Here is a 255-nt window from a genome sequence, read left to right on the forward strand (position 1 = left end):
GTGGGACCTATGGTGAGTAAAAAACAGTATGAAAGGGTTCTGGATTATATTAGAATCGGTCAAAAAGAAGGTGCAGTATTATTAACGGGCGGTACGGATAAACCTGAAGGGCTGGAAGAGGGCAACTTTGTAAAAGCAACTATTTTTACCAATGTGAACAATAACATGCGTATTGCCAGGGAAGAAATATTTGGTCCCGTATTGTGCATTATTCCATATAACGATGAGAAGCATGCTGTCGCCATCGCCAATGAT

1 protein-coding gene is annotated in these 255 nt (G+C 40.8%); it reads left to right on the plus strand.

The genetic code is table 11. The features are described from left to right. Positions 1–12: 12 nt before the first annotated feature. Positions 13–255: aldehyde dehydrogenase family protein (locus SB659_RS20035; protein ID WP_410551688.1), on the plus strand; the 243-nt coding region annotated here is incomplete at its 3' end.

This window comes from Arthrobacter sp. SIMBA_036 (assembly GCF_046535135.1).
Taxonomy (GTDB): Bacteria; Actinomycetota; Actinomycetes; order Actinomycetales; family Micrococcaceae; genus Arthrobacter.